Below are 24,843 nucleotides of genomic sequence, written 5' to 3' on the forward strand. Positions count from 1 at the left end.
TGCCGCCCCTGACGTGTGCCTGCTACGCGCTCAGCCTGGTCAGTGCCGCGTCGATCCTGGCCAGCGCCTTCTCCTTGCCCAGGACTTCCAGGGACTCGAAGAGGGGCAGGCCCACCGTGCGGCCGGTGACGGCCACGCGGACCGGGGCCTGGGCCTTGCCGAGCTTGAGGCCGTGGGCCTCGCCCGCGGCCAGAACGGCCTCCTTCAGCGACTCCGCCGAAGTCCAGTCCGCCGACTCCAGCTTCTCCTTCGCCGTGCGCAGGAGGGCGTCGCTGCCCTCCTTCATCGCCTTCGTCCAGGACGGCTCGTCGAAGACCGGCTCCGGCAGGAACAGGAAGTCGACGTTGTCGGTGATCTCCGACAGGACCTTCAGCCGGGTCTGGGCGTGCGGGGCGATGGCCTCCCACTTGGCCTCGTCGAAGTCCTCCGGCGCCCAGGGGGCGAACGGGGCCTTCAGCCACGGGCGGCAGCGCTCGGTGAACTCCTTCACATCCAGCATGCGGATGTGGTCGCCGTTGATCGCCTCGCACTTCTTCAGGTCGAAGCGCGCCGGGTTGGGGTTCACGTCGGAGATGTCGAAGGCGGCGACCATCTCCGCGGTCGTGAAGATGTCCTGGTCCGCGGAGAGCGACCAGCCCAGCAGGGACAGGTAGTTGAGCAGGCCCTCGGGCAGGAAGCCCCGTTCGCGGTAGAGGTTCAGCGAGGACTGCGGGTCGCGCTTGGAGAGCTTCTTGTTGCCCTCGCCCATCACGTACGGCAGGTGGCCGAACTGCGGGGTCTGCTTGGCGATGCCCAGTTCCGTCAGCGCCTTGTAGAGGGCGATCTGGCGAGGGGTGGAGGAGAGCAGGTCCTCGCCGCGCAGGACGTGGGTGATCTCCATCAGCGCGTCGTCGACCGGGTTGACCAGCGTGTACAGCGGGGCGCCGTTCGCGCGGACGATGCCGTAGTCCGGCACGTTCTCCGGCGTGAAGGTCAGCTCGCCGCGGACCAGGTCGGTGAAGGTGATCGTCTCGTCCAGCATCCGGAAGCGGACGATCGGCGTGCGGCCCTGGGCCTGGTACTCCGCGACCTGCTCGGCGGACAGGTCGCGGCAGTGGCCGTCGTAGCCGGAGGGCTTGCCGGCGGCGCGGGCGGCCTCGCGGCGGGTGTCCAGCTCCTCCTGGGAGCAGTAGCAGTGGTAGGCGTAGCCGCCGTCCAGCAGCTTCTGGGCCACATCCGCGTAGATGTCCATGCGCTGCGACTGCCGGTACGGCGCGTGCGGGCCGCCGACCTCGGGGCCCTCGTCCCAGTCGAAGCCCAGCCAGCGCATCGCGTCGAGCAGCTGGTTGTACGACTCCTCGGAGTCGCGGGCCGCGTCGGTGTCCTCGATGCGGAAGACCAGGGTGCCCTGGTGGTGCCGGGCGAACGCCCAGTTGAACAGGGCGGTGCGGACCAGGCCCACGTGCGGGTTACCGGTGGGTGAGGGACAGAAACGAACGCGTACGGGTGAGCCGGGTGCGCTAGCCACGCTTGACAACCTTGTTGGTGAGAGTGCCGATGCCTTCGATGGTGACGGCGACCTCGTCGCCGACGTTCAGGGGGCCGACCCCTGCCGGGGTGCCGGTGAGGATGACGTCGCCGGGGAGCAGCGTCATGGCCTCGGAGATGTTGACGACCAGGTCCTCGATGGAGTGGATCATCTCGCTGGTACGGCCGAGCTGGCGCTGCTGGCCGTTGACCGTGAGCTGGATGGTCAGGTCGTTCGCGCGCCGAAGGTCCAGGTCGGTCTCCACCCAGGGGCCGAGCGGGCAGGAGGTGTCGAAACCCTTGGCCCGGGCCCACTGCTTCTCGCGCCTTTGCACATCGCGGGCGGTGACGTCGTTGGCGCAGGTGTAGCCGAAGATCACGTCCTTGACGCGCTCGCGCGGGACCTCGCGGCACATGCGGCCGATGACGACGGCCAGCTCGGCCTCGTGGTGCAGTTCCTCGGAGAACGGCGGGTACTGGATGTCGTCGCCGGGCCCGATCACCGAGGTGGACGGCTTGAAGAAGGCGAAGGGGGCGTCCGGGACCTCGTTGCCGAGTTCGCGCGCGTGCTCCGCGTAGTTGCGGCCGAACGCCACGACCTTGTTGGGGAGCACCGGCGGGAGCAGCCTGACCTTGCTCAGCGGCACCTTCGTACCGGACAGCTCGTGGTCGGCGAACGGGATGCCCTTGATGATGTCGAGGACGAGTTCGTCCTGCTTGTCGCCCTCGACCGCGCCGAAGGCTACGTTCCCGTCGATGGAGAACCTGGCGATGCGCACGGGATCCTTGCGCCCCTTAGTGAGAACCGGCGTACTGACGCCTCAGGTTAACCGGTCGGATCGCGCATTTCCGCCGGGAAAGAGGGGGTCGTACGGGTGGCGCTGCCGATGTGCACCCGGCGACCGGCCCCCGGCCTACGGCGCGGGGACCAGCGGAAAAGGCGAGCGGGGGCCCTGTCGGCTACTCTGCCGTCGCCCCCGCGGCGACCGGGACGTCCACCAGGACCGTGCGCCGGGGGTTGGCGGTCTGGGCGGGGAGGTCGACGGAGTGCTCCGGCTGCTCGGGCGTCCGCAGCTCGCCGGTGTCCTTCAGATGCACCAGGGTCGTGCGGCGCGGGTTGGCGATCTTGTGGAACATCATCGTCGTCTTCACGGTTGTACGCGTCCTAGTCCTGTGTCCGGCGGGCTTACAGATACGACCCTCTTGTAAAGCGTCAGGCTAAACATCCAATTCCCCGCCGAAGACGCCAACTGGCCGCGATGTTCATGTGAGTTTCCTCACGACCTCACAGACAAACCGGGCAAATCTGACTCGCAATGTGCCCCAACGAAACGGACATTGACCCCCTGAAGCCATCATTCCGCTCCTGATCATGGCGACTCAGACACTGGGCAGTGGGCGCCAACTCACAGGGATAAGCCCGTTATGACCTGAATAAGCTTCCACGGCTGGTGACATGGCACTCACAGTCCGTCACGGAGGTCACAGCTCGGGACACGGCCCTTGTTGGAGATCCGGCACTGTGCTGGAATTCCACGGACCGCCGCGGAATCGAGCCGGCGCACATGGGCGCAACGCAGCGCCGAGCGGCGGCGAGACGAGGGGGGAACGAGCGCCGGTCACTCAAGACCACCGGGGGGCGTATTCAGGACGCTCACCAAAACGCCGACACTGTGTCCCTCCGTTCACGAGGGGCGCCTGGTCCAGAGGTTGCGACGCTAGTGCAGGGACGTTTCAAGAGGGATGGCAGCGCTTCGGCGGAGCCGGAGTCGCACGATGGGACTGGCCCCATGAAGGGCAGCTCCTCGCCCCAGCACGCCCAGAACCCGGGCTCGGCCCCGTCCGGGGACGGCGGCGAGCGCAGCGGACGCCCCGGCCTCACGGCCTCATCGGCCACCACCAGTACGGGCAGCTCCGGCGCCACCCCCGCGCCGGCGGTCAAGCCCGCCAAGGGCTCGGGCGGCCCCGGCTCGCGCGTGGCCCTGCGCAACTGGCGCATCTCCACGCGTCTGGTGTCGCTGCTCGCGCTGCCCGTGGTCGCGGCGACCTCACTCGGCGCGCTGCGCATCGACCAGAACATCACCGACATCCAGCAGCTCGACAACATGAAGCTGCTGACGGACATGACCAAGCAGGCCACCGAGCTGGCCGCCGCGCTCCAGGAGGAGCGCGACCAGTCCGCCGGTCCGATGGCCCACGGTCTGAGCGCGACCGACTACACGGTCAAGGGCTACCGGGACAAGACCGACCGCGCCCTCGTGAACTTCCAGGACGCCACCCAGGAGATCGACTCCGCCAGCAAGGCGGGCAACCTCCAGGGCGTCCGCGACAACCTCGTCGGCATCTTCAACCAGCTGGACCAGCTGGCCAAGATCCGCAAGTCCGCGTACCAGTCGAAGAGCAACTCGACGCAGACGATCGAGGCCTACCACCGGCTCATCATCCAGCTGGTCGACCTGTCCCAGGACATGGCGCAGGCGTCCAGCAACCCGGAGATGATCTCCCGTACCCGTGCCCTGGCGGCCTTCTCCACCGCCAAGGAGTACGCCTCCATGCAGCGGGCCACCATCGCCGCCGCGCTGCCCGCGACCACGGACCAGAAGGGCGACCTCTCCGAGAACGACCGTCTCTACGGCCAGTCGGCGTACCAGAGCGAGAACTCGGAAATCGCGATCTTCCGGAAGATCTACGCGAACAACAACGCCGAGGAACTCCTCAAGCCGATCGACGAGGGCAACCCGACGATCGAGTCCGCGGACACCTACGCCAAGCGCGTCTTCGACTCGAGCAGCGGCATCCAGAGCCTGAACGCCCGCTCGTACAAGGACTGGGTGGACGACAGCTCGACCAAGATCGAGCAGATGAAGAAGATCGAGCACACGCTGCTCGAGGAGATGGAGCAGAAGGCCCGCGAGCTGAAGAGCGCCACCCAGCAGGACGCGATCATCTCCGGTGCGCTGATCCTGCTCGTGCTCGGCGTGTCGCTGGTCGGCGCGTTCATCGTGGCCCGCTCCATGATCCGCTCGCTGCGCCGGCTGCAGGAGACCGCGACCAAGGTCGCCCAGGAACGCCTGCCCGAGCTGGTCAAGCAGCTGTCGGAGTCCGACCCGCAGGACGTCGACACGTCCGTGGAGTCGGTCGGTGTGCACTCCCGGGACGAGATCGGCCAGGTGGCCGCGGCCTTCGACGACGTGCACCGCGAGGCGGTCCGCCTCGCCGCCGAGCAGGCCCTGCTGCGGGGCAACGTCAACGCGATGTTCACCAACCTCTCGCGCCGCTCCCAGGGTCTGATCCAGCGCCAGCTGTCCCTGATCTCCGAACTGGAGTCCCGCGAGGCCGACCCGGACCAGCTGTCCTCGCTGTTCAAGCTGGACCACCTCGCCACGCGTATGCGCCGTAACGGTGAGAACCTGCTCGTTCTCGCCGGTGAGGAGCCCGGCCGCCGGTGGACCCGCCCGGTCCCGCTGGTCGACGTGCTCCGCGCCGCCGCGTCCGAGGTGGAGCAGTACGAGCGCATCGAGCTGGCCTCGGTGCCCACCACCGAGGTCGCCGGCCGCGTGGTCAACGACCTCGTGCACCTGCTCGCCGAGCTGCTGGAGAACGCCACCTCGTTCTCCTCGCCGCAGACCAAGGTCAAGGTCACCGGTCACGCGCTGCCCGACGGCCGCGTGCTGATCGAGATCCACGACACCGGTATCGGCCTCTCCCCCGAGGACCTCGCGGCGATCAACGAGCGGCTCGCCTCGCCGCCCACCGTGGACGTCTCCGTCTCCCGCCGCATGGGCCTGTTCGTGGTCGGTCGCCTGTCCCAGCGGCACGGCATCCGTATCCAGCTGCGCCCGTCCGACTCCGGTGGTACGACCGCGCTGGTCATGCTTCCCGTGGACGTGGCCCAGGGCGGCAAGAAGCCCGCTCCGGGCAAGCCCGGCGGACCCGGTGGTACCGGTGGCCCCGCCGCCGCACAGGCCGCGGCGGGTGCCGCAGCGGCCCGGCGGCAGGCCGCGGGCGCCGGCGGCGGTGCTCCGGCCGGCGGCGGTCTGCTCGGTGCCGGTCCCGCTCCGCGCGGCCAGGTCGGCGCCGGCCAGGGTCCCCGGGCCGCGCTGCCCGGCACCGGCCAGGGCGGCCGTCCCGGTGCGCGTGGTCCGCAGGGCGGTCCCGGCCTCGGCGGCCGGCAGCAGGGCCGGCCGGCGCCCGCCGGTGCGGGTGGCTTCGGCGGTCAGGCGCCGGGCGCTCCGCAGGGCCTGCAGGCCGCGAACCCGGCCGGTCCGCAGCAGGACGCCTTCGGCGGCCGTGGCCCGCAGCGGCCCGGTGCCGGCTCCGACCAGAACCGTCAGCCCCAGCTGCCGCCGCGCGGCGGCCCGCGGGCCGAGCTGCCCGGCGGTGACCAGCCGCGTACCCCGGACTGGGGCGACACCCAGGCCCCGCTGCCGCGTGCCTCGATGGACACCCCGCGCGGTCACGACGAGCAGGACCCGGCGCGCACCGCGCGCATGCCGCGCGTCGACGACCGCCAGGGTCCGGGCTCGACCGCGGAGATACCCCGGATCGACGCGCAGGGCCCGGCCGCCACGGGCGAGTTCCCGCGCCCCGACCTGAACGGCCTGGGCGGCCCCGGCCCCCAGGACACCGGCCAGTTCGCCCGCCCGGGCAACCCGCAGCAGACGGGCCAGTTCACGCGGCCCGACAACCCCCAGCAGACGGGCCAGTTCACGCGTCCCGAGGCGCCCGAGCTGCCCGGCGGGTTCGACCGCACCGGCGACCAGCAGGGATCCGGCTCGTTCGTGCGCTCCGACATCTTCGGCACGCCGGCGCCGCGGCGGGACGACCCCGCCCAGAACACGGGCCAGACCACCGGCCAGTTCGCGGCTCCGCAGGGCTTCGACGGCGGCTACGACGGCAGCTCCACCGGCCGGCACGCCCTGCCCGGGCACCAGAACCCGGCCCACACCGGCCAGTTCGAGCGCCCGCAGCCGGGCGGCCGCGAGGACTTCGGCGCCCCGCGCCAGCCGGCTCCGCAGCAGCGTCCGGCGTACCGTGAGCCGGAGGCGCTGCCGCCGGCCAGCGGCCCGGTCGACGGCCGTACCCCGCTGTACGACACGCTGGAGACCAACTGGTTCCACGGCGGTCCGCAGCAGGCGGAGGCCGCGCCGCAGCAGCCGCAGGCACCCGCCCCGGCCCCGCAGCGTCCGGCGGGCGGCAACGGCAACGGCAACGCCACCGCTTCCTGGCGCACCTCGCCGAACGACGAGCTCGTCCGCCAGGCCGAGCGCGTCCGGCAGCCCGCGTCGGGCGGTGTCACCACCTCCGGCCTGCCGCGCCGGGTGCCCCGGGCGAACCTCGTCCCGGGCACGGCTCAGCAGCAACAGCACCAAGCCGGTCCGCAGGTCTCGCGTGCGCCCGATGACGTACGCGGACGGCTGACCAATCTCCGTCGGGGCATCGCTCAGGGTCGTCAGGCCGGCAACGGCCAGACCGGCAGCTACCCGAGCCCCACTCACCAGCAGGAGCGTTAGTTGAGTCCGATGAGCCAGGCGGCACAGAACCTGAACTGGTTGATCACCAACTTCGTGGACAACACCCCCGGGGTGTCGCACACGGTGGTGGTCTCCGCCGACGGCCTTCTGCTGGCGATGTCCGAAGGCTTCCCCCGCGACCGCGCCGACCAGCTGGCGGCCGTCGCGTCCGGGCTGACCTCGCTGACGGCCGGGGCGTCCCGGATCTTCGAGGGCGGCACCGTGGCGCAGACGGTCGTCGAGATGGAGCGCGGGTTTCTCTTCCTGATGTCCGTCTCGGACGGGTCGTCCCTCGCGGTCCTGGCCCACCCCGAGTGCGACATCGGTCTCGTCGGCTACGAGATGGCACTGCTCGTCGACCGCGCAGGGGCGGTACTCACCCCGGACCTGCGCGCCGAACTCCAAGGCAGTCTGCTTCACTGACCGCCCCGGCACCACCCACCTCACCAAACCACCGTCCGGCCGCCACAATCCCCCCACCGGCCCCCGACAGACGGCTTGACCGACCGACTTGCTGTCCCGCCCGGAGGATTCATGACCCCGCCCACCGCCCATCACGATCCGTACGCGGAACCGTACGGGGACGAGGGCGACCAGCCGCTGGTCCGTCCGTACGCGATGACCGGCGGCCGGACCCGGCCGCGCTACCAGCTCGCGATCGAGGCGCTGATCAGCACCACGGCCGACCCGGCAGCGCTCATGGGACTGCTCCCGGAGCACCAGCGCATCTGCCACCTGTGCCGGGAGGTCAAGTCGGTCGCGGAGGTCTCCGCGCTGCTGGCCATGCCGCTCGGAGTGGCCCGGATCCTGGTGGCCGACCTCGCCGAGGCCGGCCTGGTCGCCATCCACCAGCCGGGTGGCGACGAGAACAACGGCGGCGCTCCGGACGTGACGCTGCTCGAAAGGGTGCTCAGTGGACTTCGCAAGCTCTGACGGAGGGCGGGCGACCACCTCCGCGAAGATCGTGGTGGCGGGTGGTTTCGGCGTCGGCAAGACGACGTTCGTCGGCGCCGTCTCCGAGATCAACCCGCTGCGCACCGAGGCCGTCATGACGTCCGCGTCCGCGGGCATCGACGACCTGACCCACACCGGAGACAAGACCACCACCACGGTGGCCATGGACTTCGGCCGTATCACCCTGGACCAGGACCTGATCCTGTACCTGTTCGGCACCCCCGGCCAGGACCGCTTCTGGTTCATGTGGGACGACCTGGTGCGCGGCGCGATCGGCGCGGTGGTGCTCGTGGACACCCGGCGCCTCGCCGACTGCTTCCCCGCGGTCGACTACTTCGAGAACTCGGGCCTGCCGTTCGTCGTCGCCCTCAACGGCTTCGACGGCCAGCAGCCCTACGCCCCCGAGGAAGTGCGGGAAGCGCTGCAGATCGGGCCGGACACCCCGATCATCACGACCGACGCCCGGCACCGCGCCGACGCCAAGAGCGCGCTGATCACGCTGGTCGAGCACGCCCTGATGGCACGGCTCAAGTAGCACACGCGTACGTACTCAAGTACGACGTCGGTCACGGCAGTTGATCGTCAGCGGACCGGAGCCGACTGTGGCCTTTGACACGGTCGGCTCCGGTGTTCATAACAGTTCGGCAGAGGAATCCCCCGGCTTCACCACGCGACGCGGTCGCGCAGTACCGCTGCGCTCACAAACGCCCCGCCTTTTGGCGGGGCTCGCTCTTTATGACCGTTTTATCTAGGGCTTACAAGAGCGTCACGGCCAGGTTTCCACTGTTTGGAAGTCCCCAGGTCCACGTGCTGGAATGCCTGAACTGCCCAATAGTCAAAGACGTACTCACTAGTCGATGACGAACCGGGCTCTGAGAGACTGCGGCACGACGTAGGTGCCGACCGCCGAGAGGTTGTTGGTCGAGTGAGGCGAAGCAAGAACGGTCCCGAGCCGTCGGCACGGGGCAACTTCACCCCGCCGCCGCGCGCTGCGGCGCCCACCCCCGTACCCGGCGGAGAGCCGACGGCCACGCCCGCGCCGAGCGGCGGCCGCTTCTCGCCGCGCAACTGGCGCGTGCCGACCAGACTGAACGCGATCCTGCTCATACCCGTGGCGGTCGGCCTCGTCATGGGCGGCTTCCAGGTGAAGAACTCGATCGACACCTGGCAGCAGGCCCGTGACGCCGAGAACACCGCGCGCCTGGTGCGGGCCTCCCTGTCGTACGCCGACGCCCTCTACAACGAGCGTGACGTCACCGCCGCTCCCCTGTTGAAGGGCAAGCTGGAGACCGCCCAGGACAAGCAGACCGTCGCCGCGGCCCGCAACGCCACCGACCACGCCGCGGACGACTTCGACGCCGCCGCGAAGAACATGCCGAACAAGTCCGGCCTGGAGCGCCGGCTGAAGCTGTTCCGCGAGAGCGAACCCTTCCTGCAGACGCTGCGTGCCGCCGCGTACACCCCCAAGTTCACGGGTGTGCAGACCGAGGAGGGCTACGTCAAGGTCGCCCACCCGCTGATGGAGTTCGCCAACGAGCTGGGCCTGGGCACCGGCAACATCACCTCCTACGGCCGTACCGTCTACGCCATCTCGCTCACCAAGGCGGCGCTGTCGCTGGAGCGCTCGATCGGCATGCACATGCTGGTCAAGCCGGGTCCGGACGCCCCCAACCTGGCGAGCCAGCGCGTCGCCCTCTCCTCCTACGCCTATCTGGAGGGCATCGCCGTCGAGGAGTACCTCGGCGGCGGCACCCAGGCCGACGCGGACAAGCTGGACGCGGAGAAGAGGGACATCCAGACCAAGGCCGCGGCCATGGTCCAGGAGGCCAAGGCCAAGAACCCGAACTACGTCGCCCCGCCGTCCGACCCGCAGAAGATGGTCACGGCGCTCGCCACGCTGGACTCCCCGGACACGGCCGCGCGTCAGCAGCTCGCGCTCAAGGGCGTCACCGCCGAGAACTGGTGGGCGGTCAACACCCTCAAGTTCAACGCGTACCGCCAGATCGAGTCGGACATGGCCGACAAGGCGGTGAACGAGGCCTCCGGCATCGCCGACGACGCCAAGAGCTCCGCGATCACCACGGGCGCCGTGGTCGTGATCGCCCTGCTCGCCGCGTTCATCCTGGCCGGTCTGGTGGCCCGCCAGATGAGCCGCGCGATGCGCCAGCTGCGCAACGCCGCCTTCGGCATCGCCGAGCAGCGGCTGCCGATGCTGGTCGACCAGCTCTCGCGCACCGACCCCGGCCGCGTCGACACCCGGGTCGCGCCGATCCCGATCACCACCAAGGACGAGATCGGCGAGGTCGCCCGCGCCTTCGACCAGGTCCACCGCGAGGCGGTCCGGCTCGCCTCCGAGCAGGCCCTGCTGCGGGGCAACATCAACGCGATCTTCACCAACCTCTCGCGCCGCAACCAGTCGCTGATCGAGGGCCAGCTGACCCTGATCACCGACCTGGAGAACAACGAGGCCGACCCGGACCAGCTGGAGAACCTCTTCCGGCTGGACCACCTGGCCACCCGTATGCGCCGCAACGGCGAGAACCTCCTGGTCCTCGCGGGCGAGGAGCCCGGCCGCCGCTGGGACCAGCCGGTCCCGCTGGTCGACGTGCTGCGCGCCGCCTCCTCCGAGGTGGAGCAGTACGAGCGCATCGAGCTGTCCGGCGTCCCCGAGGCCGAGATCCACGGCCGCGCGGTCACCGACCTCGTGCACCTGCTCGCCGAGCTGCTGGAGAACGCCACCACGTTCTCCTCCCCGCAGACCAAGGTCCGCGTCACCGCGACCCGTCTCCCCGACGGCCGCATCATGATCGAGATCCACGACAAGGGCATCGGCCTGACCGCCGAGGACTTCGCGGACATCAACCACAAGCTGGCCAACCCGCCGACCGTGGACGCCGCGATCTCCCAGCGCATGGGCCTGTTCGTGGTCGGCCGGCTGTCCGACCGGCACGGCATCCGCGTCCAGCTGCGCCCCTCGGGCGAGCAGGCCGGTACGACCTCCCTGGTCATGCTGCCCGACGCGATCACGCACGGCGGTGGCGGCGAGACCCCGCTGGACCGCGAGGAGTTCACGGTCTCGCAGATCATCCCGGAGCAGCAGTTCCAGGGCGAGAACTTCACCCAGGCGCAGCCCATGCGCACCGCCGCCGAACTGGGCTTCGACGACAGCCGGTACGTGGACGTCCCCGACGACATCCGCGAGCTGGACCCGGTCGGCCGCTCCCTGATGCGCGAGGAGCGCCGGGCGGCCCTGGAGGCGCAGACGCACGGGCAGCAGCCCGCGGAGATGCAGGCGGAGGCCACCGAGGCCCCGGCGTACGAGGACCCGCTGTTCGACCGGCCGCAGGGCGCCTACCAGGAGCAGCAGCCGGCGTACGAGGAGCAGCAGGCCGCGTACCGGGAGCCGTACCAGGAGACCTACGCGGAGCCGCACTCCGCGTCCCAGGCTTCGCCGTACGAGGAGCAGTACTACACGCCGAACGGCGAGCTGCCGCAGACCGACCGTTTCTCCGCGAACGGCGGTTACCCGGACCCCGCGTACGCGGAGCCGGCGCCGAGCCCGTCGTACCAGGACGACTGGCCCCAGCAGAACAGCTACACGAACGGCTATCCGGACCAGTACGCTCCGGAAACGGAATCCTCGCAGGCCGCTGACGTAAGTGAGCGGAACCGCGTAGGCTTCGACCGTCCGGGACCGGCCTCTCCCGCCGCCCACGAGCTGACCGACGCCGGGCTGCCCCGCCGCGGATCCGTCGCGAGCGGTTCCAACGGCTCGGGTACCGCGGCAGGCGCGGCGCGCGCGCAGCAGGAGGCGCCGGCACCGGGCAACGCACCGGGGGCGGGCGACAACAGCACCTGGCGTTCGCAGAACGACGAGCGCTGGCAGCAGGCGTCGCAGCTCCGCAAGCCCAAGGCAGGCGGGGTCACCTCCTCGGGCCTGCCGCGGCGGGTGCCCAAGGCCAATCTGGTCTCGGGTGCCGCCGAAACCACCCCCCAGGGGGGCCCACAGGTCTCCCGTGCTCCGGAGGACGTCCGGGGCAGGCTGAGCAACCTGCGTCGGGGCGTCCAGCGCGGACGCAACGCAGGCAGTGAAACGAACGGCCAGGGCTTCGGTCCTGACAGCACCTACAACCAGGAGCGTTAGTGTGAGCCCGATGAGCCAGGCGGCACAGAACCTGAACTGGTTGATCACCAACTTCGTGGACAACACCCCGGGGGTGTCCCACACGGTGGTGGTCTCCGCCGACGGACTCCTTCTGGCGATGTCCGAAGGCTTTCCCCGCGACCGCGCCGACCAGCTCGCGGCCGTCGCCTCCGGTCTGACGTCTCTGACGGCAGGCGCCTCCCGGATCTTCGAGGGGGGCAGCGTGAATCAGACGGTTGTGGAGATGGAGCGGGGATTCCTCTTCATCATGTCCATCTCCGACGGTTCGTCGCTCGCGGTCCTGGCCCACCCGGAAGCGGACATCGGCCTCATCGGGTACGAGATGGCCCTTCTGGTGGACCGCGCGGGCACGGTCCTGACCCCGGATCTCCGTGCGGAGCTCCAGGGGAGCCTTCTCAACTAGGAATCGGACGGTGCGTATTCGCGTCCCGGGGCCGTAAGGTTTCGGGACGCGGCTCCACAGGGATGGGCGCCCCGGCGCAGTCGGAGGAGGAGAAAGTGGCAACACCCCCAGGCGGTTCGTCTTCGGGCAACTGGTCGTACGGCCCTGCCCAGGGCCAGGGCGACGGTTCAGCGAACCGGTACAACTTCCCCTCCGCCCCGAGCCACCGGCAGCCGTACGGACCGGGCCCCGGCCCGTCGCCGTACGACCAGCCGCCGTCCCCGCGCATCCAGCCGGTACAGCCGCAGCGCCGCCCCGAGCCGGCGCCGGCGTCGGCATCCAACAATCCCCTGGTGCGTCCGTACGCCATGACCGGCGGCCGGACCCGCCCGCGCTACCAGCTCGCCATCGAGGCACTGGTGCACACCACCGCCGCTCCGCACCAGATGCAGGGCCAGCTGCCCGAGCATCAGCGGATCTGCAACCTGTGCCGGGAGATCAAGTCGGTGGCGGAAATCTCCGCGCTGCTGACGATCCCCCTCGGCGTGGCCAGGATTCTCGTCGCCGACTTGGCGGAGGCGGGCCTGGTCGCCATCCATCAGCCCGGCGGCGACGAGAACGCCGGTGGCCAGCCAGACGTGACACTGCTCGAAAGGGTGCTCAGTGGACTTCGCAAGCTCTAGCGGCGGTCCTTCCCGCTCCACCACCTCCGCGAAGATCGTGGTGGCGGGCGGCTTCGGCGTGGGCAAGACCACGTTCGTCGGCGCCGTCTCGGAGATCAACCCGCTGCGCACAGAGGCCGTGATGACGTCCGCTTCGGCCGGCATCGACGACCTCACCCACACCGGAGACAAGACGACGACCACCGTCGCCATGGACTTCGGCCGTATCACCCTGGACCAGGACCTGATCCTGTACCTGTTCGGCACCCCCGGCCAGGACCGCTTCTGGTTCATGTGGGACGACCTGGTGCGCGGCGCAATCGGCGCGGTGGTGCTCGTGGACACCCGGCGCCTCGCCGACTGCTTCCCGGCCGTCGACTACTTCGAGAACTCGGGCCTGCCGTTCGTCATCGCCCTCAACGGCTTCGACGGCAACCAGCCGTACAACCCGGACGAGGTCCGCGAGGCGCTGCAGATCGGGCCGGACACCCCGATCATCACGACCGACGCCCGGCACCGCGCCGACGCCAAGAGCGCGCTGATCACGCTGGTCGAGCACGCCCTGATGGCACGGCTGCGGTAGCCGATCGTTCGTGAAGCAACCCCGCGCCCCTGAAGGGGCGCGGGGTTTTTCGTCGGTGTGTGCGCACAACGTTGAAGGGCCCCTCCACAGCGGAGGGGCCCTTCAAAGCCTACGAGCGGCGCAGCCTAGCCGTGCCAGCTGTGCGGGGCGCGGAAGCCGCCCTCTCGTTCCAGGCGGCGCCAGGCGGCCTTCCTGCGGGCGCGGTGCGTCGGGGCCGACGGGGTGGCCGCCGCACGTGCCAGGAGGACGGCCGTGATGGCAGCGACCTCCTCGGGCTCGGCATGGCCCTTCTCGACGCGGATCTCAGCGTTGTCCATGGGTGTCAGTCTCCGTGAGAGAAGTGTCCGCAGGGTTACTGCGGAGGGTTGCCGTGCTTGCGGGAGGGCAGGTCGGCGTGCTTCGACTGGAGCATCGCCAGGGACTTCACCAGGACCTCGCGGGTTTCGGCGGGGTCGATCACGTCGTCCACCAGGCCGCGCTCGGCCGCGTAGTAGGGGTGCATCAGCTCGGACTTGTACTCCTTGACCATCCGCGCACGCATGGCCTCGGGGTCCTGCGCCCCGGCGATCTGCCGCCGGAAGATGACGTTCGCGGCACCTTCCGCGCCCATCACGGCGATCTCGTTCGTCGGCCAGGCGTAGGTGAGGTCGGCGCCGATCGACTGGGAGTCCATGACGATGTAGGCACCTCCGTACGCCTTGCGCAGGATCAGCGAAATCCTCGGCACGGTCGCGTTGCAGTAGGCGTACAGCAGCTTCGCGCCGTGGCGGATGATTCCGCCGTGCTCCTGGTCGACACCGGGGAGGAACCCCGGTACATCCAGGAAGGTGACGATCGGGATATTGAAAGCGTCACACATCTGGACAAAGCGCGCAGCTTTTTCGCTGGCCTCGATGTCCAGGACGCCCGCGAGGACCTGCGGCTGGTTGGCGATGATGCCGACGACCTGGCCGTCCAGCCGGGCCAGCGCGCAGATGATGTTCCGCGCCCAGCGCTCGTGGACCTCCAGGTAGTCGCCGTCGTCGACGATCTCCTCGATGACCTTGGCCATGTCGTACGGCCGGTTGCCGTCGGCCGGGACCAGGTCCAGCAGCGCGTCGCCACGGCGGTCGGCGGGGTCGGACGAGTCCACCCGGGGCGGGTTCTCGCGGTTGTTCTGCGGGAGGAGCGACAGCAGGTACCGCACCTCGGCGATGCAGGTCTCCTCGTCGTCGTAGGCGAAGTGGCACACGCCGGAGGTCTCGGCGTGGACGTCCGCGCCGCCCAGGCCGTTCTGGGTGATCTCCTCACCCGTGACCGCCTTGACCACGTCCGGGCCCGTGATGAACATCTGCGAGGTCTCACGGACCATGAACACGAAGTCGGTCAGGGCCGGCGAGTACGCCGCACCGCCCGCGCACGGGCCCAGCATCACCGAGATCTGCGGGATCACACCCGAGGCCTTGGTGTTGCGCTGGAAGATGCCGCCATAGCCGGCGAGGGCCGAGACACCCTCCTGGATGCGGGCGCCCGCGCCGTCGTTCAGGGAGACCAGCGGCGCGCCCGCCGCGATGGCCATGTCCATGATCTTGTGGATCTTGGTGGCGTGGGCCTCGCCCAGCGCGCCGCCGAAGATCCGGAAGTCGTGCGCGTACACGAAGACCGTACGGCCCTCGACCGTGCCCCAGCCGGTGATGACACCGTCGGTGTACGGCTTCTTCGCCTCCAGGCCGAAGCCCTGCGCACGGTGCCGGCGCAGCTGCTCGACCTCCTGGAAGGACCCCGGGTCCAGGAGCAGCTCGATCCGCTCCCGCGCCGTCAGCTTGCCCTTGGCGTGCTGCGCCTCGGTCGCCTTCTCGCTGGGGCCCGCCATGGCCTGGGCACGAATCTCGTGCAGCTCGGCGACCCGTCCGCGCGCGTCCGTCGGCTCGCCGGTCGGCTCACCCGTCGTCTCTTCCAAAACGGTCATGTAGCGACCTTACGAAGGACACCAAGGAAAGCGAGCCGTCGACTCCGTACAGTCTCCGGCCCGTTTTCCTGGTACCAGTGAACAGAACCATGGGCGCATGCAGCCGTTCCGACTGCTCACAGGGTGTCTGCGTTGTAGGGGGGCCACAAAGACATCACCGGAGGGCCACCCCACATTCATGGCTGGCGCATGCCATCCCCGGGGTGACACGCGGCCCCAGACGGCGGTCCCGGACGAGCTCCAGCGGCGCGGCACGCCCGTGCGGGGCGGCTCGCTCACCCGGAGGGTGTCCCTGCGGCCCCGGCGCACCCCGAGCACGCTCGCGCCCGCCGAGACGCTCGGCTCCCCCACCGTACCGGCCCGCCAGAAGTTCGCGCCCGTCAGGACCGGGGTACGGCGACGGCCTGGCAGGCGGTGTCGTTGGCGAGTACCGAAAGCCAGTGGGGGCGTACCGCCCGGGCGGCGGTCTCGGCCGCGGATGTCGGACCTGACGCCGGTGCGGTCCTCGTGCAGGGTGCTCGGCGTCAGGTGATCCCGGCGCCAGACAGACCACGGCGTCATCGAGGAAGAACCCGGTCGGCCCGTCGCCTGGTGGAGACGGTGGTGCCCGGCAGCCGATACCGGTCGACGGTCGGCCGGAACCAGTCGTGGTCGTCCGTCAACACCGGTGTGCTGACGTCCCGTTGGATCCGAGCCTTCACCCTCGCGTACACCGCTTGCGTTCCTCCTCGTCCGCCCCACCCGCGAGCAGCGCGACGGCCGCGATGAGCGCGTGCCCGTGGAAGTGGTCGCTGCGCATGAGGTGTTCGTCGTCGCGCAGGCAACCCCGGCTGATGGCCCGGCCGTTGACGCCCGGCCGGGCCAGAGGGAGCCGGGGGCCGGTGTCATGCCGCCCTCCCGTGCTTCGGCTCAGCAGCCGCCGCAGTTGTAGACCTGGCGGAACATCGACTCGGCGGTGGCCTGGCTGATCTTGGTGACGGCGAAGGCATCGGTGGCGGTGCCGAGGACGGCGACGCCGGGGGCGACGACGAGGGTGAGCGCGGTCAGGACGGAACGGAACCGCATGGTTCTGACGAGCTTCATGGGGACCTTTCCTGCGGTGGGCCGGGCTTCTGGTGGGGCGGCTGTGCAGGTGGTGCACGCAGATGGTGCCCGAGGTCTGCGCGCGTCCGCCAGAGCTCGGACGGCGTCACTCTGGGTGATGTCGAAGATACGTTCCGGATGATGTTGAAAACCGAACCGAATGGGTCTACCTTCGGAACAACGAGTTCGTTTAACGTTCAACAGACATTTTCACAGACACTTTCCTGGAGCACGACATGGGCATCTTCAGCCGCAAGGACAGCACCCCCGAGACCACCGCCGCACCGACCGGCGCGGGCCCCGACCTGACCGTGCTGACCGGCGACTACACCATCGACCCGGCGCACACCACCATCGGATTCGTGGCGCGCCACGCGATGGTCACCAACGTCAAGGGAGGCTTCCAGGACTTCACCGGCACACTGCACCTGGACGGGGCGGATCCGGCCAGGTCCACCGCCGCGCTCGACATCACGATGGCGAGCATCGACACCGGCAACAGCGACCGGGACGGCCACCTGAAGTCGTCCGACTTCTTCAAGATCGACGAGTTCCCCACCATGACCTTCCGCTCCACCAAGGCGGAGGCCCTGGGCGGCGACGACTACCGCATCACCGGCGACCTCTCCCTCCTCGGCGTGACCAGGCCGATCACCATCGACCTGGAGTTCAACGGCGCCGCGAAGGACCCGTTCGGCAACGAGCGCGTCGGCTTCGAGGGCAAGGCCGAGATCCTGCGCTCGGAGTGGGGACTGACCTGGAACGCGGCGCTGGAGACCGGTGGAGTGCTCGTCTCCGACAAGATCAAGCTGAACTTCGACATCTCGGCCGTCAAGAACGCCTGAGCCTCAACGGGCCGTCTGCGCCTGCCTGGTGGCACGCTGCCGGTGCTGAACGGTGGGCCCGCCGGTGCGGCCGCCCACCGGCAGGAGCCACCAGGCCACCCCGATGGACAGGGCCGCGCCCAGCGCTATCGCGGCCAGGCGGGTCGGGAGCAGGTCGGTCGCGTTCTGGCCGAAGTAGCCGAGGAGCAGCGGGAGGGCCGTGGTCATGCCGACCGCCCAGTAGGCGTAGTCGAGCGGGCGCAACCACAGGGCGGCGGTGAGGATCGCGAACATCACGGTCACCGACGCCCCGCCGGTGATGCCCGCCGCCGCCACGCCGGTGGCCAGGAGCGGCCCAGGCTCGCTCCGGCGAAGCGCTCGACTCCCTTGCGCGGTACGTCCGTTCGGCGGCGGTTGCCGCCGGCCTTGACGTACACCGTGAGGACCGCCCACGGCCAGTGGTCGTCGAAGAACAGCCGGCCGCAGAGGAACGCCGCCGCCACGCCGGGACATGGCCGGGCGGGACGCCTGGCCGGCGCGGGTACTCGGGTCGCTCGGCGAGACCGAGCGCGGGGTGCCGGGGCTGGCGGCCGGGCTGATGGAACGGCTGGGGTCCCTGGAGACGAAGGACGACGGCGAGCGGCACTGACGGACCGGCAGGCCCGCCGTTCAGAAGCCCCCGCCGAAGTCGCCTCCGCCCCCGTCTCCCCCGCCGAAGTCCCCGCCGTCCCCGAACCCGCCCCCGAAGTCCCCGGCGTCGAAGTCCGTGCCGGAGACGTCGCCGCCCTGGTAGTCGCCCCCGAAGTCACCGCCGTAGCCGGGGCCGAAGTCGCCGTACCCGGTGCCGTAGTCGGCCGCGTACGAGGGGGTGGCCATCATGCTGCCGAGGAGGGTGCCGACGAGCAGGCCGGGCAGGATGCCGCCGCCGAAGTAGCCGCCCGCCCAGGGGCCGTAGGCGGGACCCGCGTTCCAGTAGGGGCGGCGGCCGTAGTCGGTGTCGACCTCGCGGATGACCGGGTCGCGGCCGTCGGCCAGCCGGGTGGCGTCGGCCGCGCAGACGGGCACCTGGCGCGGGGCGCCGCCGGGCGGGGACCAGTCGGCGTCGGTCACCGACGGGCCGTGACGGGGGTCGAAGAAGCAGGGCGGGCGGCGCTCGGGCAGGGGGCGGCCCTCGCGGCGGGCGGCGAGGCGGGCCAGCGAGAAACGGCCGTCCTCCAGCGCCTCGGTGACCGTGCGGACGTCCTCGGGGCGGCTCGCCTGCGCCATGCGCTGTTTGGCGGTGTCGTAGGCGTCCAGTGCGTGTTCGTAGTCGGCGCGCATCGCGTCGTCGGCGCCGGGGTCGGCCGGCTGGAAGTCGAGGCGGTCCAGTTCCTCGCCGAAGGCGGTGATGTCCTCGTCCACGACCACCCGCAGCCGGTCCAGGGCGGCCCGCTGCTCCTCGGCGTGCCGGCGGCGGCTCCGGCGCACCAGCGCGTAGGCGCCCGCACCGCCCGCCACCAGCACCGCGGCCACGGCGATCAGGGCCGCGGCGGAGGATCCCCCGCCGGCGCCGCCGCCCCAGCTCTTCGGCGCGTGACCGCCCATGTTGGCCAGGGCGCGGTCGGTGAAGTCGGTGAGCTGGGCCTTGGCCGACTCGCCCTGGACACTGGCGACCAGGTTCCGCCGGGCCGTCGCCGACATGACGGAGGAGTCCGCGCGGGCGTCGAAGCGGTCGCCGAGGCGGATGCCGTACAGGCCGGTGATGCCGGTGGCCGCGCGCAGGCCGGAGAAGAGGTGCGCGGTCGGGTAGCCGGCCGGGAGCACCGCGATGAACAGCGGTTTGTTCGCGTCCTTGATGCGTTTCGCGAGCGCGTCGGCGTCCGCCTTCGGCAGCTGTGCCGAAGCCGCCGGGTCGACGTAGACCGGGCTCTTGCGGAGGGCCTGGGCGATCGTGGAGATGCTGGTGTCCGCACTCGCCAAGGGCGCGAACATGGTCGCGAGGGCCAGGGCGAGGGCGGCCAGCAGCAGGGCCGGGAGGCTTCGGGTCCGCAGGACGGCCTTCATGCTTCGAAGCTACCCGAAGCCTCCCGTAACCGGACACACAGGCAGGGCTTACGTGGCGCGGTACGCCTCCGTCAGCTTCTCCACCGCCTTTCCGTACCGGCCGGTCAGCAGCAGATGGTCGGCGTCGGCGAAGGGCTTCGCCACCGCCTGTGTCATCCGCTCGCCGATCTTCTGCTGGACCAGCAGCCGCGCCTTGGTGACGAGCTCACGGCCGGCCCGGGCATCGCCCTTGCGCTCGGCCGCCGTCGCCGCCGCATCCAGCGCCTTCAGGGTCTCCGTGCCGCCGCGCGGGACGCCGGTGAGCGTGGTCAGACCCCAGCCGTAGGGGAACTGGGGGTCGTACGAGGTGTCGCCGACGTTGATCGGGAGCTGGGACTCGGACTTCGGCCAGGTGACGGGGAGCTGTCCGGTGAAGGGGCGGTTGCCGTAGAGGACGTCGGCGACGCCCTCGCCCTCGGTGCCGGGCAGCCAGGAGGCCACCAGTGCGTCGATCGAGCCGAGCCGGTCGCCGATGAGCTGCGGGCGGCCGGAGACGATCAGCACCGCGCACTTCATGGCCGCGCACACCTTGTCCACGGCCGCCTGGTCGGCCGCCGAAAGCTGCAGGCTGTGGCCGTTGCCGACATCGCCGACGCCCTCGGCGTACGGGGTCTCGCCGACGACGACCACGCCGACGTCGTAGCCGTCCGTCGGGGCCGAGGCGTCCTTGGAGTAGGTGACGTCTCCCCCGGCGTCCCGCATCCCCTGGAGGATGGTCGTGCCCCGGGTGTGGGTACCGGACGCGCCCTGCCAGGTGAGGGTCCAGCCGCCGGTCTGGTTGCCTAGGTCGTCGGCGTTGGACCCGGCGACGTACACCTTCTCGCTCTTCCTCAGCGGCAGCAGCCCGCCGCTGTTCTTCAGCAGCACCTGCGACTCGGCGGCGGCCCCGCGGGCGACCGTCCGGTGGGCCGGGGAGCCGATGGCGGCGGCGCCGGACGTGTCGGCGTAGGGGTGCTCGAAGAGGCCCAGTCTGAACTTCTGGGTGAGGATGCGGGATACGGCGTCGTCGATCCGCTTCTCGCTGATCCGGCCCGCCTTCACCTCGTCGCCGAGCGTGCCGCTGAAGTCCTTGTAGGAGTACGGCACCATCATCATGTCGACGCCCGCGTTCACCGCCGTACGGACGTGGGTCGCGTAGTCGCCGGGGAGCTGGTCGATGGCGTTCCAGTCGCTGATGACGAAGCCGTGGAAGCCCATCCGGTCCTTGAGCACACCGTTGATCATGTCGCCGCGGGCGTGCATCTTCACCGCGCCCTTGCCGTCCCCGACGATGTCGAGGGAGGAGTACGACGGCATGACCGTGCCGATGCCCCGCTCGACGGCCGTCCGGTACGGGGCCAGGTGGATGTCCTCCAGCTGCTGCCGGGTGACCGTGGTGACGCCCTGGTCTGTCGTGTAGGTGCCGGTGGTGGAGGAGCCGTAGGCGGTGCCGCCGTCGCCGGCGAAGTGCTTGGCGGTGGCGAGCACCTTGTCGTTCCGGCTCAGGTCACGGCCGTCGGCCCGGCCCTGGAGGCCCTGGATGACGGTCTCCATGGACTGCACGAGGGCGGGGTCCTCGCCGAAGGACTCGTAGGAGCGGCCCCACCGTTCGTCGCGGCTCACGCACAGGCACGGCGCGAAGTCCCAGGGGATGCCGGTGGCGCGGACCTCGGCGGCCGTCACCGAGCCGGTACTGTAGGCGAGTCGAGGGTCCCTGCTCGCGCCGAGGCCGATGTTGTGCGGCATGATCGTGGCGCCGTAGAGGTTGTTGTGGCCGTGGACCGCGTCGACGCCGTAGATCAGCGGGATCTGCAAGCGGGTCGCCCGGGTGCGCAGCTGGAAGCCGTCGACCATCTTCGCCCAGGCCTCGGGCGTGTTGGGTGTGGGCGTGGAGCCGCCGCCGGACAGCAGCGAGCCGAGGGCGTACGTGGCGATGTCGCCCCCGCCCCCGACGGCCCCGCGCTCGGCCTGGGTCATCTGCCCGGCCTTCTCCTCCAGCGACATGCGGGACAGCAGGTCCGCGACGCGCTTCTTCACCGGCAACTCGGCGTTCAGGTACGGCAGTCCGTGCGCGTCGATGACGATCTGCGGGGTCTCGGCGGGGGCCTTGGCGCCGGCGACCGCGAGCTTGAGCGGGATGGTCTTCGCGGCTGCGGGGGCCTTGGCCGCCCGGGTGGGCACCTCGATGGTCCGCGTCGCCCCCGAGGCGGTGCCGGCGGGGAAGGTGAGGGTGCCTTCGGTCGGGGTGTAGTCCCGGCCGGCGGTGGCGGTGCCGCCCGCGGTCTTGTACGTGACCGTCACGGGCTCGTCGACGGGCCGGTCCCCGGTGGTGGCCAGGGTGACCTCGACCTCGGCGGTGCCGCCCGCCCGGACGGGGTAGACGGGCGCGTCGGTGCTGACGGAGGCGCGCAGCGACGGGTCGGCTTTGCCGTACAACTCGACGTCGTCCATCGCGAAGTCGCCCTTGGTGCCGGCCGGGAGTGTGACGGCGTAGCCCCACATCCCGGTGAGCCCGAGGACGTGGTCGATGCCGCCGACCGGCTGGTAGTCGGTGCGGTACGCGAAGTCGGTGAAGGGGATCTGGATCTGCTTCCAGCCGGTGAAGTCGTCGGTGAAGGAGGTCGTCCAGAGCTCCGAGGCCTCGCCGTTCGCGCCGCCGTCCTTGATCTCGAAGGCGATCTTGCGGCCGTTGTCGCGGCCCTCCCACCAGAAGCGGATGCCCTGGTGGGCGGACCAGTCGTGGGCGGGCCGGCCGGCGGCGAAGTCGTGGGTGAAGCCGCCGTAGCCGCTGATGTCGTAGGTGCCGGTGAGGACCTTGGCGCCCTCGGGGGCGTCGGCGCGGTCGGTGAGGTGGAGGGCGGGCGGGTCGTCGGCGTCGCTGCCCCAGGTGAAGATGCCGTCGGCGGGCTGGGAGGCGAAGGGGACCTCGCCCTCGAAGCGGTCGACGGGGACGGGCGCGGGGTCGTCTGCGGCGTGCGCCGCGGCGGACAGGGGCAACAGGGCGGCGAGCAAGGCCCCGGAGACGAGCAGGGCGGTTCTTGGCATGGACCTTCCCTCGGCTCTCATGGTTCACTCATGGCTTAGATCACGCCGTGAGTTAACTAACGGCTCCCCAACCCGTCAAGAGTGCACGTCAGTTGAAGGGCGACGCACATGAGGAGAACCCCCCGCACAGTCCGGCTGCTGCTGGCCGGGCTGCTCTCCGCCGCCGGTCTCACCGCCGCCGTACCCCCCGCGCACGCGGCCGGTGAGCAGGTCACGGCCTGGCTCACCACCACCGACGACTCCGCAGGGCGGCATGTCGTGCGCGGCCTCCAGCCGCAGACGCCGTTCGCCTTCCAGTCCGGCACCGGCGGCAGCGGCACGAACATCACCGTGGACGAGAACACCCGGTACCAGACCTTCACCGGCGGCGGCGCGTCCTTCACGGACACCGCGGCCTGGCTGATGAACGGCAGCGGGGCGCTGTCCCAGGCGACCCGGGACACCACCATGCGCAAGCTGTTCTCACCGACGGACGGCATCGGGCTGTCGTTCCTGCGCAACCCGATGGGCGCCTCGGATCTCGCGCGGTACGGCTACACGTACGACGACGTGCCGTCCGGCCAGACGGATGCGAACCTGGCCAGGTTCTCGATCGCGCACGACCTCGCGGACGTCGTCCCGCTCACCAAGCAGGCACTCCAGCTGAATCCGGCGTTGACGGTGATGGCCTCCCCCTGGACCGCCCCGGCCTGGATGAAGGACAGCGGCTCACTCGACGGCGGCTGGCTGAAGGCCGAGGACTACGGGGCGTACGCCGGCTACTTCGTGAAGTACCTCCAGGCGTACAAGGACCAGGGGATCAACGTCTCGTACGTCACCCCGCAGAACGAGCCGACCTGCTGTTCCGGCTACCCCTCGATGAGCTGGAACGCGTCCGGCATCCAGTACTTCCTCAAGAACGACCTGCTGCCGCAGCTGCAGTCGGCGGGGCTGAGCACCAAGGTGCTGGCCCACGACTGGAACTGGGACACGTACGACTCCTACGCCGCCCAGTCCGTGGACGACCCGGCGATCCGCGACCACCCCAACTTCGGCGGAATCGCCTGGCACGGCTACGGCGGTGACGTGGGCAAGCAGACCACCGTGCACGACCAGTACCCGTCGCTGGACGCGTTCGGCACCGAGCACTCCGGTGGCACCTGGATCGCCGACCAGCAGCGCGAGGACATGTCCAACATCATCGACTACACCCGCAACTGGGCGAAGTCGGTGACCAAGTGGTCGCTGGCCGTGGACCAGAACGGCGGTCCCCACAACGGGGGTTGCGGCACCTGTACGGGTCTGGTCACCGTGCACAACGGGGACGGCGCGAGCGGGACGGTGGACTACACGGTCGAGTACTACGACATGGGCCACCTGACCAAGTTCGTACGGCCGGGCGCCCAGCGGATCGCGTCGACGGCCTCCGCCACCGTGCCGAACGTGGCCTGGCGCAACCCCGACGGCAGCAAGGCGCTGATCGCGTACAACGGCTCCTCCTCGGCGCAGACGGTCACCATCGACTGGGGCTCGCAGCACGCCACTTACTCGCTGCCCGGCAGGACCTCGGCCACCTTCACCTGGTCCGGCACGCAGTCCGACGGCGGCGCACGGACCGGCACCTTCGTCGGCCTGGCCGGCAAGTGCCTGGACGCGGCGGGCGGTTCGAGCACCAACGGTACGGCGGTGCAGCTCTACGACTGCAACGGCACCTCGGCCCAGCAGTGGACGGTGACGGCCGACGGGGCGGTCCAGGCGCTCGGCAAGTGCCTGGACGTGACGTCGGGGTCGACGGCGGACGGTGCGAAGGTGCAGTTGTACGACTGCAACGGCACCGGGGCGCAGCAGTGGTCGTACAACGCGTCCACCGGTGATGTGGTGAACACGGCGGCCGACAAGTGCCTCGACGTGACGGACAACTCGTCGGCGAACGGGGCGCGGGCACAGATCTGGTCCTGCACGGGCGCCGCCAACCAGAAGTGGCACCTGCGGTAGACCACCACACCAGGGCTGCGGGTCGGTCAGTGCAGGGGGACCCGCCCGGCTCGGCCGGCCGGAGATGTGATCTCGCCCGGCCGGACTGGAGGGGCGGGGGCCGGGTGGGTGGGGGACGATGGGGGGAGCCGGGCGGTTTGGGA

At 70.4% G+C, this 24,843-nt stretch carries 21 protein-coding genes and 1 pseudogene; 11 read left to right on the plus strand and 11 right to left on the minus strand.

The window, feature by feature from the left end:
- Positions 1-22 precede the first annotated feature (22 nt).
- The 3 genes from gltX to BFF78_RS13340 form a co-directional block, all read right to left on the minus strand.
- On the minus strand, positions 23-1,507 hold the full coding sequence (gene gltX / locus BFF78_RS13330; protein WP_079161292.1) for a glutamate--tRNA ligase: 1,485 nt from the start codon (positions 1,505-1,507) through the stop codon (positions 23-25).
- Positions 1,500-2,285, minus strand: coding sequence for a fumarylacetoacetate hydrolase family protein (locus tag BFF78_RS13335; protein ID WP_069778533.1), 786 nt, complete (start codon positions 2,283-2,285; stop codon positions 1,500-1,502). The genes gltX and BFF78_RS13335 overlap by 8 nt, the downstream gene beginning before the upstream one ends.
- A gap of 181 nt (positions 2,286-2,466) precedes the next feature.
- Entirely contained in the window at positions 2,467-2,658 is a 192-nt protein-coding gene (locus BFF78_RS13340) for a hypothetical protein (protein WP_069778534.1), read from the minus strand.
- Positions 2,659-3,227: 569 nt separating this feature from the next.
- Here BFF78_RS13340 and BFF78_RS13345 point away from each other — a divergent pair.
- The 8 genes from BFF78_RS13345 (at position 3,228) to BFF78_RS13380 (ending at position 13,765) form a co-directional block, all read left to right on the plus strand.
- The gene (locus BFF78_RS13345) at positions 3,228-7,019 is read left to right on the plus strand and encodes a sensor histidine kinase (protein WP_099054857.1); all 3,792 of its coding nucleotides are present in this window, start codon (positions 3,228-3,230) and stop codon (positions 7,017-7,019) included.
- A 9-nt stretch (positions 7,020-7,028) separates the two neighbouring features.
- Complete coding sequence (locus tag BFF78_RS13350) at positions 7,029-7,442, plus strand: roadblock/LC7 domain-containing protein (protein WP_023546525.1); 414 nt, start codon at positions 7,029-7,031, stop codon at positions 7,440-7,442.
- Between the two features lie 111 nt (positions 7,443-7,553).
- Positions 7,554-7,952: a DUF742 domain-containing protein gene (locus BFF78_RS13355; protein WP_009190816.1), complete on the plus strand. Its 399-nt coding sequence runs from the start codon at positions 7,554-7,556 to the stop codon at positions 7,950-7,952.
- The gene (locus BFF78_RS13360; protein WP_069778535.1) at positions 7,933-8,508 is read left to right on the plus strand and encodes a GTP-binding protein; all 576 of its coding nucleotides are present in this window, start codon (positions 7,933-7,935) and stop codon (positions 8,506-8,508) included. Before BFF78_RS13355 ends, BFF78_RS13360 begins: the two co-directional genes overlap by 20 nt.
- A 390-nt stretch (positions 8,509-8,898) precedes the next feature.
- The gene (locus BFF78_RS13365; protein ID WP_193433450.1) at positions 8,899-12,117 is read left to right on the plus strand and encodes a sensor histidine kinase; all 3,219 of its coding nucleotides are present in this window, start codon (positions 8,899-8,901) and stop codon (positions 12,115-12,117) included.
- Positions 12,118-12,127: 10 nt separating this feature from the next.
- The gene (locus BFF78_RS13370; protein WP_004983065.1) at positions 12,128-12,541 is read left to right on the plus strand and encodes a roadblock/LC7 domain-containing protein; all 414 of its coding nucleotides are present in this window, start codon (positions 12,128-12,130) and stop codon (positions 12,539-12,541) included.
- Positions 12,542-12,636: 95 nt separating this feature from the next.
- The gene (locus BFF78_RS13375) at positions 12,637-13,203 is read left to right on the plus strand and encodes a DUF742 domain-containing protein (RefSeq protein ID WP_069783549.1); all 567 of its coding nucleotides are present in this window, start codon (positions 12,637-12,639) and stop codon (positions 13,201-13,203) included.
- Positions 13,184-13,765 (plus strand): GTP-binding protein, encoded by a 582-nt coding sequence (locus BFF78_RS13380; RefSeq protein WP_015657622.1) that lies wholly within the window; start codon positions 13,184-13,186, stop codon positions 13,763-13,765. The genes BFF78_RS13375 and BFF78_RS13380 overlap by 20 nt, the downstream gene beginning before the upstream one ends.
- A gap of 125 nt (positions 13,766-13,890) precedes the next feature.
- On the opposite strand, the gene BFF78_RS13385 is transcribed toward BFF78_RS13380, so the two are convergent.
- From BFF78_RS13385 to BFF78_RS46845, 4 genes and pseudogenes are all read right to left on the minus strand, one after another.
- Positions 13,891-14,082 (minus strand): acyl-CoA carboxylase subunit epsilon, encoded by a 192-nt coding sequence (locus BFF78_RS13385; protein WP_069778536.1) that lies wholly within the window; start codon positions 14,080-14,082, stop codon positions 13,891-13,893.
- A 35-nt stretch (positions 14,083-14,117) separates the two neighbouring features.
- Complete coding sequence (locus BFF78_RS13390; RefSeq protein ID WP_069778537.1) at positions 14,118-15,713, minus strand: acyl-CoA carboxylase subunit beta; 1,596 nt, start codon at positions 15,711-15,713, stop codon at positions 14,118-14,120.
- A 154-nt stretch (positions 15,714-15,867) separates the two neighbouring features.
- Positions 15,868-16,563: pseudogene (locus BFF78_RS45445) on the minus strand (polysaccharide lyase beta-sandwich domain-containing protein); the annotation flags it as partial.
- Positions 16,564-16,622: 59 nt separating this feature from the next.
- Positions 16,623-16,796 carry a hypothetical protein gene (locus BFF78_RS46845; protein WP_165289340.1) on the minus strand — a complete coding sequence of 58 codons (174 nt, stop codon included), beginning with the start codon at positions 16,794-16,796 and terminating at the stop codon, positions 16,623-16,625.
- Between the two features lie 236 nt (positions 16,797-17,032).
- Between BFF78_RS46845 and BFF78_RS13395 the strand changes: the two genes are divergently transcribed.
- Positions 17,033-17,641 (plus strand): YceI family protein, encoded by a 609-nt coding sequence (locus BFF78_RS13395; RefSeq protein ID WP_069778538.1) that lies wholly within the window; start codon positions 17,033-17,035, stop codon positions 17,639-17,641.
- A 3-nt stretch (positions 17,642-17,644) separates the two neighbouring features.
- Here BFF78_RS13395 and BFF78_RS13400 read toward each other — a convergent pair whose 3' ends face one another.
- Positions 17,645-17,923, minus strand: coding sequence for a hypothetical protein (locus BFF78_RS13400; protein ID WP_159033000.1), 279 nt, complete (start codon positions 17,921-17,923; stop codon positions 17,645-17,647).
- A complete protein-coding gene (locus BFF78_RS13405; RefSeq protein ID WP_069778540.1) occupies positions 17,920-18,123 on the minus strand; it encodes a hypothetical protein in 204 nt (67 codons plus the stop codon). The genes BFF78_RS13400 and BFF78_RS13405 overlap by 4 nt, the downstream gene beginning before the upstream one ends.
- 8 nt (positions 18,124-18,131) lie before the next feature.
- Here BFF78_RS13405 and BFF78_RS46170 point away from each other — a divergent pair, with 8 nt between their 5' ends.
- Positions 18,132-18,269, plus strand: coding sequence for a hypothetical protein (locus BFF78_RS46170; RefSeq protein WP_159033001.1), 138 nt, complete (start codon positions 18,132-18,134; stop codon positions 18,267-18,269).
- A 20-nt stretch (positions 18,270-18,289) separates the two neighbouring features.
- Here BFF78_RS46170 and BFF78_RS13410 read toward each other — a convergent pair whose 3' ends face one another.
- A complete protein-coding gene (locus BFF78_RS13410) occupies positions 18,290-19,663 on the minus strand; it encodes a hypothetical protein (protein WP_069778541.1) in 1,374 nt (457 codons plus the stop codon).
- A 48-nt stretch (positions 19,664-19,711) separates the two neighbouring features.
- On the minus strand, positions 19,712-22,726 hold the full coding sequence (locus BFF78_RS13415) for a glycoside hydrolase family 3 protein (RefSeq protein ID WP_069778542.1): 3,015 nt from the start codon (positions 22,724-22,726) through the stop codon (positions 19,712-19,714).
- A 108-nt stretch (positions 22,727-22,834) separates the two neighbouring features.
- Here BFF78_RS13415 and BFF78_RS13420 point away from each other — a divergent pair, with 108 nt between their 5' ends.
- Positions 22,835-24,700 carry a ricin-type beta-trefoil lectin domain protein gene (locus BFF78_RS13420; protein ID WP_069778543.1) on the plus strand — a complete coding sequence of 622 codons (1,866 nt, stop codon included), beginning with the start codon at positions 22,835-22,837 and terminating at the stop codon, positions 24,698-24,700.
- Positions 24,701-24,843 lie beyond the last annotated feature (143 nt).

It is taken from the genome of Streptomyces fodineus, assembly GCF_001735805.1.
Lineage (GTDB): Bacteria > Actinomycetota > Actinomycetes > Streptomycetales > Streptomycetaceae > Streptomyces > Streptomyces fodineus.